Here is a 12,240-nt window from a genome sequence, read left to right on the forward strand (position 1 = left end):
GGCCGAGGCTAATAAGGCATCGGATTCGCCCGGTGAGCCCTTGAAATCTCTGCCAAAATGTCGTCAGGCAATATCAGATCAGCGCCGCTCAGAATGTGTTCGAGTTGCACCAGCGTCGTGGCGCCGAAAATCGCCGACATCATGAAAGGCCTTGTCCGGCACCACGCCAACGCCATGTGAACCGGATCGAGGCCGTGCCGGTTCGCGATGTTCAGATAGGCCGCCACGGCTTCGAGTACGCGTGGAGATTTTCTGCCGCCCATCTCAGGAACGAGCGACATGCGCGATCCGGATGGTACAACTCCGTCCTGGTACTTGCCGGTCAGGAAGCCGGCGCCGAGCGGAGAGAACGCCATCAGGCCCACGTCTTCGTTCACGCTCAGCTCCGACATGTCCGTATCGTACAACCTGCAGAGCAGTGAGTATTCATTTTGTACAGATGCGACGCGGGGCAATCCGCGCTCTGCAGCGATCCTGAGCCACTGCGCGGTGCCCCACGCGCTTTCGTTCGACAGGCCAAAGGCGCGGATGTTGCCCTTGTCCACCTGCCGCTGCAGCGCCTCCAGGCAATCCTCCATGTTGGCGACCGTGGATGCGCGATCCTGTTGCGAGGGGTCGTAGTTCCAGTTCTGCCGGAACATGTAGCTGCCCCGGTTCGGCCAGTGAAACTGATAGAGGTCGATATAGTCTGTTCTGAGCCGTCGCAACGAGCCTTCGACCGCCTCGGGAATGGTCTGTCCCGAGATCGGTGCGCCGCCGCGCGCATGCATGAAACCGGCCCCCGAATGCTTGGTGGCCAGGATATAGTCTCCTCGGCGTCCGGGGTTTGCGGCATTCCAGTTTCCGATGATCGCCTCGCTGCCGCCAACGGTTTCCTTGGTGACAGGATTGACTGGATACATCTCGGCGGTGTCCATGAAATTCACACCTGCGGCCAGGGCCATGTCGATTTGCGCATGTGCTTCGGCCTCGGGGGTCTGGGTTCCAAAGGTCATGGTGCCGAGGCACAGGTCGCTGACCTTTATCCCAGAACGGCCCAACGGGTTCATTTTCATCCGGATACCTCTCTGCTCGCACCGGGCAAACCTAACCGACCGATCACGAGGGGCAAGCCCCTTGAGGTTGATCCGGATTTCCGCCAGCTTTTGCCGGTGTGCAGGAGGATGAGATGACGCAGAATATCACCAAGGGGATCAAGACCCTGCTGGCCGAAGCCAATGCGGTCGTGGAAACGATGCCGGTGGCGCAAGCCAAGGAGCTGTACGACGATCCGGCCTATGTCTTTGTCGATCTGCGCGATATCCGCGAGTTGCAGCGGCTGGGTCAGATCCCCGGAGCGTTTTCATGCCCGCGCGGGATGCTGGAATTCTGGATCGACCCGGAAAGCCCCTATCACAAGGAGGTTTTCAATCAGGACAAGACCTATGTCTTTTATTGCGCCAGCGCCTGGCGATCTGCGCTCAGCGCCAAGGTTGCACAGGAAATGGGGCTGAACCCCGTGATGCATCTGGAAGGCGGATTCAGCGAATGGGTGAAACAGGGCGGCGCAATCGAAAACAGAGAATGAGGCCTCACGGGAAATGATTGCAGGGTTCTCACTCCCAACGCCAATTATTGGTACTGGGTCGACTATCCGCAAGAGAAGGAGGCGAATTCGGGAAAGGCTGAGTCATGGCTTTTCGACGTGCGGATTTTGATATCCAAGGGAGCGAAAGCCGAAGATTTTCGAAAGCGGCTGAACCGCTTGCCCAAGGTGTTTCTGAAGTCTCGTTGTGTGGCGAATTTCAGCATCTGCCCTGTCGGTTTGCACTGAGCCAGCAAGAACGCGGCGCTTTCGAATATAAGTCTGCAGAGCAATTGAATGCCTGAGGTTTTGCGTGTGGCCGCGAGGTCGAAGGCTCATTCCATAGGTCGATTTAAGGTCCATATCGTCAAAATGCATTGTCCGGTCCTTTCAGTTCCACCCAATTCATACAGCTTGTTGCGGCACGATATTTCGGTTATGACCGAAATATGAATGGTGTTAACCGGATTGCCGAAATCTGCTCGCTGTTGGGTGAACCTGCCCGCGCGAATTTTATGTATGCCCTGAAGGCGGACGAAGCGATTTCCGCCGGAGAATTGGCCTTGATCGCCGGCGTCGCGAACAGCACGGCCAGTGAGCATCTTTCCAAACTGGTGGAGGCGGGTCTTGTCACTGTCACCAAGAAAGGCAGAACCCGCCTTTTTCGGTTGGCCAGCGAAACCGTTGCCGAAATGCTGGAGAGCGTCGAAGGGCTGGTTCGTGCCGCCGAGACAAACCGACCGAGCGTGCCCGACTGGCGTGAAGTTCATGTCCATGCCCGGCCTTGCATGGATCACATAGCGGGGCGTTTGGGATGTGGCATCGCGGCAAATCTGATGCAGCGTGGTTTTGTGGCGCTGTCCGAGTCGGGCCCTGTGGTGGAAGACGCTGGAATCAAATGGATGGTGGAATTTGGGCTGAATGCACAAGCCGTACTTGGGGGGCCACGCAGAAGTGTCAGTTTTTGCCCCGATTGGGTTGAAAACCTACCTCATCTCGGCGGCGCGCTTGGTGCTGAACTCATGCGGAGTTTCATCGCGCGTGACTGGATACGCCGCGATGTTGCGCAAGGGAAAACCAGCATCACCCCGAAAGGCAGTAACGGGTTCAGAGTAGAATTCGGCCTGAGCCTGCGGGCAACGGCTTGGCCTGCGGGCGAGATCCGGGGTTCTGCTGCCAAGGTTGCCGGTCAGGGAATGCCGCCGCCTTTGTAAAGCCAGTTGACGGCGGCGGCGTCGGGGCAGATGCGGTTTCCCACGGCGCGCAGGTGGGCGGAAATTTCATCGGTCATGCCATCGGACCGGGCTTTGCCCACCTCGCCCTTTCGCATCATGGCACCTGATTTGAGAATGGGAATCCTGCCGGCGGTGTGCGCCTCGAACTTGTCCTCGTGCTTTTTCATCCAGGCGAAGGATGTGTATTCCATGATGCCTGACCATTGATCTTCGTTCGGATGGATGCCCAGAAAGTCCGAAATTTTTCGGATCGAGCCTTTGTGATCCCGTTTCATGTCGGAAAAGTGGATGAGCAGGACATTGCGCTCGTTTCTGAGTGGCCACCAGGCTGCGAGTGTTCCAAAGAAGGCCCCTTGTGTTCCGCGCGGGTCGATGATCTGGGAATAGAATGACGGAAAGTCCGGGCGGGATACTGCGCCCCTTGGGTGCTGCCAGAGGTCGAGCCAGTCGTCCGAGAGTTTTTCGAGGAACGGTCGGAAGGATACCAGCGCCTCTTCAGGGTTGCGAAAGACCACGATGTATTTCACGTCGCGTCCCGCCGCCTGAGCGATGAAGGGGATATTGGGCGGCGCGGAATGCGTTTTGAATGCACGGCGGCGCGTGGTTGGCATTGCGTCGATACGCTCCAGAACCTCCTGATGTGGCTGGCCGGGATATCCCAGCAGTTCGATCCACGGAACTTCTTCGTAGATGTCCCGGAACTCCGCCGTGCCTCCGGTGAACAGCTGATAGACAATGTTCATTGTCCAGGTGGTTCCGCTTTTCGGCGGCACCGAAATCACGACGTCCCCGTCGCGCCAGCCGATCCTTTTCTGGATTTCACGGTCTATCCACGGGTTTCCGCGCGGGGAGGTGGCATTGTCGCTGGGATCATTCATTCTTTGACCTCTCTGTCGGCGGGCCATCCGATTGTGCTGGCATCATCTTGCCGCTCCTGACGCTTTGGGATGCGAAAATCCGGCCGGGAACAGGGCCAGATTACATGCGCTTGGCTGCCCGGCAAACAAAAGGTCGCTTTGGGACGATCATCCCGATTGAGAACAAACAAGGAACACTGTAAACTGTTCCCATGCCGACTCACCTTCTCAGCCGCAGGCCTGCGCGCGATGTGCCGGGGCTTTGCCTGCATCCCCAGATCACCCTGCCGCTGGCGCGCGTGCACGAGGCCTGCGGCCCGGCCCGGCGCAGCTTTGCCCTGTGGCTGGCGGGGCGGATGCAGGGGCCGGTTTTATGGATCTCGCCCGCGTGGGAGAGCGATCAGCTGAACCCCGACGGGATGATGCCCTTCGCCGATCCGGCACGGTTCCTGTTCGTGCGGCCCGGGCGCGCCGATGACCTGCTGTGGTGCATGGAAGAGGCGCTGCGCAGTGGCGCGGTGCCGCTGGTCATCGGCGATCTGCCTGAAGCGCCGGGGCTGACGCCGGTGCGGCGGATGCATCTGGCCGCCGAACAGGGCGGCGCCATGGGGCGGGCGCCTTTGGGGCTGTTGCTGACCCCCGGCGAGGGCGGTGCGCAGGGGATCGAGACGCGCTGGCACATGGCCCCCGCACATCAGGGCACAACCCGGCGCTGGACCCTGACCCGCCGCCGCGCCCGCGCCCTGCCCCCGGTCTCATGGCTGGCCACGCAGACCGGACCGCGTGCGGAGCTGAAGCTTGAGCGCATCGGAGCCGAGCCCCCGACAGGCTGAGCGTTCGGTAACAAAACTTGTGACTGGTCAAACGATCACGTGCTCCTTAGCGTGCGCGCATGACACACCCGATCCACGACAGCCGGTATTCCTGGCTCCGACTGCTGATCACGCTGGCCATCGCCACGGTGGCCAATGTCGGCATGTGGGCCGTCATCGTGGTGATGCCGGATATCGAGGCGCAGTTCGGCGCCGGGCGGGCCGAAGCCTCGCTGCCTTACACGCTGACCATGATCGGATTTGCGCTGGGCAATATGTGGCTGGGGCAACTGGTCGACAGGCTGGGCGTCACCCGAGCGTTGATCGGAGCCGCCATCCTCAGCGCGATCAGCTATGGTCTGGCCACCCTGGCGTCTTCGATGACGATTCTGGCCCTGGTGCATGTGCTGTTGGGGTTGGGCACAGCCATCGGGTTTGGCCCCCTGATCGCCGATATATCGCACTGGTTCATCCGGCGGCGTGGGATTGCGGTGGCGCTGGTGGCAAGCGGCAACTATCTGTCGGGTGCAATCTGGCCCACCCTGCTGGCCGGCACCCTGGCCGAGCACGGCTGGCAGCAGGTTTATCTGAACCTCGCGGGGATCACGTTGGTGGTGGTGATCCCGCTGTCGCTTTTGCTGCGCAAACCGCTGCCGCTGGATGCCCATGACACGGCGGCCAGTGCCGCAAGCCTCAACGCCAAGAGCGCGGGGCTGTCGCCACGGGCGCTGCAATATGTGCTGGGGTTGGCCGGGATCGGCTGCTGCGTTGCCATGTCGATGCCGCAGGTTCACATCGTCGCCTATTGCGTCGGGCTGGGCTATGGCCCGGCCGTGGGTGCCGAGATGCTGTCGCTGATGCTGTTGGGCGGCGTCGTCAGCCGCGTCATCTCGGGGCTTGTCGCCGACAAGCTGGGCGGCGTCCGAACGTTATTGATTGGATCGGTCCTTCAATGCACCGCCCTGTTCCTGTTCCTGCCCTACGACGGGCTGGTTTCGCTTTATCTGGTCAGCGCGTTGTTCGGCCTGTCGCAGGGCGGCATCGTTCCCAGCTACGCCCTCATCGTGCGCGAATACATGCCGCCGCGCGAAGCGGGCGCGCGCGTGGGTTTCGTGATGATGGTCACGATCCTGGGCATGGCGTTGGGCGGCTGGATGTCCGGCTGGATCTACGATCTGACCGGAAGCTATCAGTTGGCCTTTGTCAACGGAATCGCGTGGAACGGGCTGAACATCGTGATCATGATCATGCTGCTGATGCGCTCGCGCCCACGGCGGCAAGAGGTTCTGGCATGAAACCGCGTCTTTCGCGACGCAGTTTTCTGCTCACAGGATCTGCCCTGATGATACCTACCGCCGCCTTTGCAGCCCAGACACGATACGATCTGGAACCAAGCCAATCGGAGGTCGGGTTCTATTTCACCATGGCCGGGACCAACCAGTTCGGAACCATGCCGGTTCGGTCCGCCGACATCCGGATCGACCTGCAGAATCTCGCACGCAGCCAGGTTGACGTGACGGTCGATGTCACCGGCGCAAAGACGATGTTCGGATTTGCCCGCAATGCCATGCTGAGCACACAGGTTCTGAATGCGGCCGAACATCCAGACATTCGTTTCGTTTCGACAAGGATCGAACTGGGCAAAGGCGGCAGACTGTCGGACGGGGCGCGGGTCACGGGCAACCTGACCCTGCGCGGCGTCACACGCCCGGTGACCTTGCAGGCAAACCTTTATCGTCAGGCGGGAAGTTCACCCGACGATCTGGACGAATTGAGCATCCAGTTGCTTGGGCGACTCAGCCGCAGCGCATTCGGGGCGGACGGATTTCCTGAACTGGTGACGGATATTGTGAGTCTGGACATAAAAGCGACAATCAAGCGCGCGAACTAGTCTTCCCATCGTTCAAAACCGACACCATAAAGTCGAGAAACTTCGTGCAATGCAAAACCGAGTGGTCATGTTGGGGGGGCCATGCGTACGATCATTTCTTTTGCCGCCCTTTTTCTGTCCGTCATCCTGTTGCAGCTCTCTACCGGAGGTGTCGGCCCGCTTGATGCGATTTCCGGGCTGACGCTTGACTTCACGACCGAGCAGATCGGTCTCTTGGGTTCGGCCCATTTCTTTGGGTTCTTCATTGGCTGCTGGTGGGCGCCGCGCCTGATGGGGAGCGTCGGCCATTCCCGCGCCTTCGCTGCCTTTACCGCAATGGGCGCAATGGGGTTACTGGGGCATACCCTGACGCAAAACCCGAATGTCTGGGCCATGCTCCGGATCGCCTCGGGCATGTGTGTTGCAGGCAGCTATACGGTGATCGAGGCCTGGCTGAATGCAAAGGTCACCAACGAAACGCGTGGACGCGCGACCGGCATCTATCGCATTGTCGATATGAGCGCGTCGCTCAGCGCCCAGTTGATCATCGCGGTGTTGCCGCCGGCGTCCTATGTTTCGTACAACCTGTTGGCGATCCTGTGCTGCGCGGCATTGTTGCCACTGACATTGACCAAGGCCACCCAACCCGAAACGCCGGACGCGCCGCGTTTGCGGCCCAAGCTGGCCTGGCACTGTTCGCCATTGGCGGTGGCAGGGGTGATCGTGGCGGCGCTGAGCTCGGCTTCGTTCCGGATGGTCGGCCCGGTTTACGGTCAGGGCGTTGGCCTGGGCGTCGACCAGATCGCCTTTTTTCTGGCCTCGTTCGTCCTTGGTGGAGCGCTGGCGCAATACCCAATGGGCTGGCTTGCCGACAAATACGATCGCCGTTGGGTTCTGATCTGGCTTTCGGTCGCCGCCGTTTTCAGTTGCGGCATCACGATGGCGGCCAGCGATACAGGCACCGTGGGTGTCATGCTTGCCGCCGGTTTGTTTGGCTTTACGACGTTTCCGATATTCTCCGTTTCGGCCGCGCACGCGAATGACTTTGCGACATCCGAGCAACGTGTCGAATTGTCGGCTGCGCTGATGTTCTTTTATGCTCTGGGGGCAATCGCCGCGCCCTATGTGGCGTCGTCATTGATCGAGGCCTATGGCCCCAGCGCCTTGTTTGCATTTGTCGCCCTGGGTCATGCGTTCCTGATTGCATTTGGCCTGACCCGGATGCGGGCCCGCCCGACGCCCGAGGACCGCACGCACTATGTCTATTCTCCGCGCACCTCATTTACGGTCGGTCGCCTGCTGAAACGGTCACGCGAAGACGGATGACTGCAGGCCGGTTGCCGTGCCGGGGGCAGGAAACGCGCCCATTGCGCCATGCGGGCTTTTGCTGGGCGGCGACATGGGTTAGACGGTCGCGCAGACAGATACGCGGGTACGACTTATGGCACGGATTCTCATCACCTCGGCGATCCCCTATATCAACGGGATCAAGCACCTCGGCAATCTGATCGGCTCGCAACTGCCTGCCGATCTTTACGCGCGCTATCAGCGCGGCCGGGGCAATGAGGTCATGTTCCTGTGCGCCACGGATGAACACGGCACCCCGGCCGAACTGGCCGCTGCAAAGGCCGGACAGCCGGTTGCGGAGTATTGCGCCGAGATGCATGGTGTTCAATCCGACATCGCCCAGCGCTTTGGCCTGAGCTTTGATCATTTCGGCCGCTCCTCCAGCCCGCAGAACCACAAGCTGACCCAGCATTTCGCCGGCAAGCTGGCGGAGGCGGGGCTGATCCGCGAGGTGACCGAAAAACAGGTCTATTCCAATGCCGATGGCCGGTTCCTGCCTGATCGCTATATCGAGGGCACCTGCCCCAATTGCGGATATGAGCGCGCACGCGGCGACCAGTGCGAGAACTGCACCAAGCAGCTGGACCCGACCGATCTGATCGAACCGCGCAGTGCGATTTCCGGCTCGACCGATCTGGAGGTGCGGGAGACCAAGCACCTGTATCTGCGCCAGTCGGCGATGAAGGATCAGCTGGACGCGTGGATCGACGGCAAAACCGACTGGCCGGTGCTGACCACCTCGATCGCCAAGAAATGGCTGCATGATGGCGACGGGCTGCAGGATCGCGGCATCACCCGCGATCTGGACTGGGGTATTCCGGTCAGGAAGGGCGATGCGGACTGGCCGGGCATGGAGGGCAAGGTTTTTTACGTCTGGTTCGACGCGCCCATCGAATATATCGCCTGTGCGGGTGAATGGGCCGAGGCCAATGGCAGGGCGGATGCCGACTGGGAGCGCTGGTGGCGCACCGACAAGGGCGCCGACGACGTGCGCTATGTTCAGTTCATGGGCAAGGACAACGTGCCCTTCCACACACTCAGCTTTCCGGCAACCATCCTCGGGAGTGGCGAGCCGTGGAAACTGGTCGATCACCTGAAATCGTTCAACTATCTGAACTATGACGGTGGTCAGTTCTCGACCAGCCAGGGGCGCGGTGTATTCATGGATCAGGCGCTGGAGATCCTGCCGGCCGACTACTGGCGCTGGTGGCTGTTGAGTCACGCGCCCGAAAGCAGCGACAGCGAGTTCACCTGGGAAAACTTTCAGGCGTCGGTGAACAAGGATCTGGCGGATGTTCTGGGCAATTTCGTCAGCCGCATCACCAAGTTCTGCCGCTCGAAATTTGGCGAAGAGGTACCATCAGGTGGCACGTATGGCGAGCGCGAACAGGCGTTGATTGCGGACCTGACCGCGCGCGTGCGGGCCTATGAGGGCCATATGGAAGCGATGGAGGTCCGCAAGTCGGCGCAGGAATTGCGCGCAATCTGGGTGGCAGGCAACGAATACCTGCAAGCCGCCGCCCCTTGGTCGACCTTCAAGGAGGACCCGGAACAGGCGGCCGCGCAGGTGCGTATGGGGCTGAACCTGATCCGCCTCTACGCGGTTCTGAGCGCGCCGTTCATTCCGCACAGCGCCGCCAAGATGCTGTCGGCCATGAACACGCTGGATACCGCATGGCCCGAAGACGTGGCGCAGGCATTGACCGCGTTACCTGCAGGCCACGAGTTCGCTGTCCCTGACGTTCTGTTCGCCAAGATCACCGACGAGCAACGCGAAGATTGGCAGACCCGTTTTTCGGGCCAGCGCGACTGACGGGCCTAGCAGAAGGTCTCATTCGACATATCTGGACGAGATAAGAGCCCCGGCGTTGTGCCGGGGCTTTTTTTGTGCCGTCATCCTCAAGTTTCCGGTTTTCCCTGACGTTTCAATGATCAGTCGGGCAAGGTTGACTTGAGAAATCGCGAGAATGCCGTCATCCTGACATGGATTCTATTCGGCTTGGCCTCGTGCCAGGCAATCCTATCACTTTTAACGAACAGACAACGAGGCCCCGGAATGCCATTTGCTTCGCCACTTTCTTTCACCAACGGCGGCCCTGCGTCACGAGGCCTTTGGATTGGTGCCTTGATGACTTGTGCGCTAGCCGGGTCGGCCCTGTCGCAACAGGACGAACAGGCACAAGCACCAAAAGTTTCCATCGCGGCGGCTTACAGCGAGGAGATCGTCGATGAGGCGGAGTTCATTGGCCGGGGCGAAGCCATCGACAAGGTCGACATCGTTGCCCGGGTTAACGGCTTTTTGCAAAAGCAGTTGGTGGAGGACGGTTCGGCGGTCGAGAAAGGCGAGTTGCTGTTCGAAATCGAACCGGATCTTTACGAGGCGACATTGCAGTCGCGAAAGGCCGATCTGGACAAGGCCGATGCCAATCTGGAACTGGCAAGGGTCGATCTGGCACGGAAATCGGAGTTGTTGAAGCGCGAGGCTGTTCCGGAATCCGAGGTCGACATCGCCAAAGCGAACGAGCTGGTCGCAGAGGCGGCCGTCAAGGCGGCCAAGGCAGCGATCCAGCAAGCCGAACTTGATCTGAGTTATACCAAGATCAGCGCCCCATTTCCCGGCCGACTGGGCCGCGTAACAACAAGCGTGGGTGATGTCGTGGGCCCAAACAACCCTCCATTGGTCACCTTGGTCCGCGAAGCCCCGATTTACGTCAGCTTCTCTTTGAATGAAAAGCAACTGGTCGATGTCCTTGAAAAGTTCGACGAATCCAGTGGCACGTTGAGCGAAAACCCCAAAAGCCCCGAAGTCCATGTCGATCTTCCAAACGGGTCCGAACTGGATGAGACCGGGCGGATCGTTTTCATCGACAACAGGATCGATCCCCTGACAGGCGCGGTGCTGGTTCGCGCGGAATTCGAAAATTCGTCTCGCCTGATCGTGGATGGCGCTTACCTGAATGTGCGTATTCAGGCGCTGGAACCTACATTGCGCACTCTCATTCCACAGGCGGCCCTGCAACGGGACCAGCGTGGCGATTTCGTTCTGGTGGTCAACGACAAGCAGATGGTCGAACAGCGCTATATCACCACCGGTGACACCGTGGGCAGCGCGATCATCGTTCTGGATGGCCTGCGCGAAGGCGAAAGCGTGATTGTCGAAGGCCTGCAGCGGGTTCGCCCGGGCGTTGCGGTCGATGCCGTGGTGGCATCCGAGTCGGGCGGGGAATAAGCGATGTTCTCAGCCTTGTTCATAAGCCGGCCCAAGCTGGCGCTTGTCATTTCGCTGGTGCTGACGATCATGGGGGGCATCGGGTATATGGTTCTGCCGGTTGCGCAGTTTCCCGACATCACCCCCCCGGTCGTGAGTGTATCCGCCAACTATACAGGCGCAAACGCGGAAACCGTCGAAAACGCCGTTGCGGCGCCGATCGAGGCGCAGGTCAACGGGGTGGACGACATGATCTATATGACGTCGACCTCGGCGGACAACGGATCATATTCCCTGAACGTCACTTTCGAAGTTGGCACCGACCCCGACATCGCCTCGGTCAACGTGCAAAACCGGGTGGCACAGGCCATCGCCTCGTTGCCGGCCGAAGTGACATCGTCGGGCGTTGTCACGCAAAAGGCCTCGACCAACATGCTGATGGCGGTCACGCTGACATCGCCCAACGAAACCTATGACAGCGTGTTTCTGTCAAACTATGCCTCGATCAACCTCAAGGACGCGCTGGCGCGGATTCAGGGCGTGGGCAAGGCCGATGTTCTGACCAATCTTGAATACGCCATGCGCATGTGGATGAACCCGGACAAGATGGCGGCGCTTTCGATCACGCCCGGAGACCTTATTGCCGCAATCCGGGAACAGAACATCGAAGTCTCGGCCGGTTCCATCGGCTCGCCCCCCGTCCCGGAGGGGCAGACCTTTCAATACACGATCAAGTCGAAGGGGCGGCTGAGCACCCCCGAAGAGTTCGGCAACATCGTTGTCAGAACTGGTGAAGCCGGTGCCATCGTGCGCGTCAGGGACATCGCCCGCGTTGAGCTGGGGGCACAATTCTACAGCGCGTCGGGATACTATCAGGGGCTTCCCGCGACCGTTCTGGGCATCTATCAGGCCCCCGGTGCAAATGCCCTGGCCGTCGCGGAACGGGTGGAGACGGAACTGGAACGCCTGTCCCGCGCCTTTCCGGCTGATCTGGAATACGAGATTCCGTTCAAGACGACGGATTTCGTCGAGCAATCTCTGAACGACGTTGTGTCAACCCTGATCCTGACCTTCATTCTGGTGATTTCAGTCGTTTTCATTTTTCTCGGCTCATTCAGGGCAACGATCATACCGGCGGTGGCCATCCCGGTTTCACTGATCGGAACGTTCGCGTTTCTGCTGGCGTTTGGCATGTCGCTCAACACGATCTCGCTTTTTGCGCTGGTTCTAGCCATCGGGATCGTCGTGGATGATGCCATCGTCGTGGTCGAAAATGTCGAACGCATCATAGCCGAAGAAGGACTGAGCCCGCCCGAGGCCACCCGCAAGGCGATGGGCCAGATCACC

General features: G+C 60.1%; 12 protein-coding genes. 10 read left to right on the forward strand and 2 right to left on the reverse strand.

Annotated features, from left to right (window positions below):
- Positions 1-8 precede the first annotated feature (8 nt).
- Positions 9-1,055 (reverse strand): aldo/keto reductase, encoded by a 1,047-nt coding sequence (locus AC2FNB_RS05200; RefSeq protein ID WP_496744894.1) that lies wholly within the window; start codon positions 1,053-1,055, stop codon positions 9-11.
- A gap of 113 nt (positions 1,056-1,168) precedes the next feature.
- On the opposite strand from AC2FNB_RS05200, the gene AC2FNB_RS05205 reads away from it, so the two are divergent.
- The 3 genes from AC2FNB_RS05205 to AC2FNB_RS05215 all read left to right on the forward strand — a co-directional run bounded on the left by AC2FNB_RS05205 (position 1,169) and on the right by AC2FNB_RS05215 (position 2,778).
- Entirely contained in the window at positions 1,169-1,567 is a 399-nt protein-coding gene (locus AC2FNB_RS05205; protein WP_480748126.1) for a rhodanese-like domain-containing protein, read from the forward strand.
- A gap of 104 nt (positions 1,568-1,671) precedes the next feature.
- Positions 1,672-1,869 (forward strand): hypothetical protein, encoded by a 198-nt coding sequence (locus AC2FNB_RS05210; protein WP_496744896.1) that lies wholly within the window; start codon positions 1,672-1,674, stop codon positions 1,867-1,869.
- Between the two features lie 144 nt (positions 1,870-2,013).
- Positions 2,014-2,778 carry an ArsR/SmtB family transcription factor gene (locus AC2FNB_RS05215; protein WP_496744898.1) on the forward strand — a complete coding sequence of 255 codons (765 nt, stop codon included), beginning with the start codon at positions 2,014-2,016 and terminating at the stop codon, positions 2,776-2,778.
- Here AC2FNB_RS05215 and AC2FNB_RS05220 read toward each other — a convergent pair.
- Entirely contained in the window at positions 2,754-3,677 is a 924-nt protein-coding gene (locus AC2FNB_RS05220; RefSeq protein WP_496744900.1) for a sulfotransferase domain-containing protein, read from the reverse strand. The two genes, AC2FNB_RS05215 and AC2FNB_RS05220, sit on opposite strands and share 25 nt — an antisense overlap.
- 191 nt (positions 3,678-3,868) lie before the next feature.
- Between AC2FNB_RS05220 and AC2FNB_RS05225 the strand changes: the two genes are divergently transcribed.
- The 7 genes from AC2FNB_RS05225 to AC2FNB_RS05255 form a co-directional block, all read left to right on the forward strand.
- Entirely contained in the window at positions 3,869-4,489 is a 621-nt protein-coding gene (locus AC2FNB_RS05225) for an ImuA family protein (protein WP_496744902.1), read from the forward strand.
- A 59-nt stretch (positions 4,490-4,548) separates the two neighbouring features.
- Positions 4,549-5,763 (forward strand): MFS transporter, encoded by a 1,215-nt coding sequence (locus AC2FNB_RS05230; RefSeq protein ID WP_480748122.1) that lies wholly within the window; start codon positions 4,549-4,551, stop codon positions 5,761-5,763.
- Positions 5,760-6,359, forward strand: a complete 600-nt coding sequence (locus AC2FNB_RS05235) for a YceI family protein (RefSeq protein WP_496744904.1) — start codon at positions 5,760-5,762, stop codon at positions 6,357-6,359. Before AC2FNB_RS05230 ends, AC2FNB_RS05235 begins: the two co-directional genes overlap by 4 nt.
- An 81-nt stretch (positions 6,360-6,440) precedes the next feature.
- A complete protein-coding gene (locus AC2FNB_RS05240) occupies positions 6,441-7,664 on the forward strand; it encodes an MFS transporter (RefSeq protein ID WP_480748120.1) in 1,224 nt (407 codons plus the stop codon).
- A 115-nt stretch (positions 7,665-7,779) separates the two neighbouring features.
- The gene (gene metG / locus AC2FNB_RS05245; protein WP_496744906.1) at positions 7,780-9,498 is read left to right on the forward strand and encodes a methionine--tRNA ligase; all 1,719 of its coding nucleotides are present in this window, start codon (positions 7,780-7,782) and stop codon (positions 9,496-9,498) included.
- Positions 9,499-9,813: 315 nt separating this feature from the next.
- On the forward strand, positions 9,814-10,914 hold the full coding sequence (locus tag AC2FNB_RS05250; RefSeq protein WP_496744908.1) for an efflux RND transporter periplasmic adaptor subunit: 1,101 nt from the start codon (positions 9,814-9,816) through the stop codon (positions 10,912-10,914).
- A 3-nt stretch (positions 10,915-10,917) separates the two neighbouring features.
- The coding region (locus AC2FNB_RS05255; protein ID WP_496744910.1) for an efflux RND transporter permease subunit at positions 10,918-12,240 on the forward strand (1,323 nt) is incomplete at its 3' end.

This window comes from Ruegeria sp. BHSB058 (genome assembly GCF_059613285.1).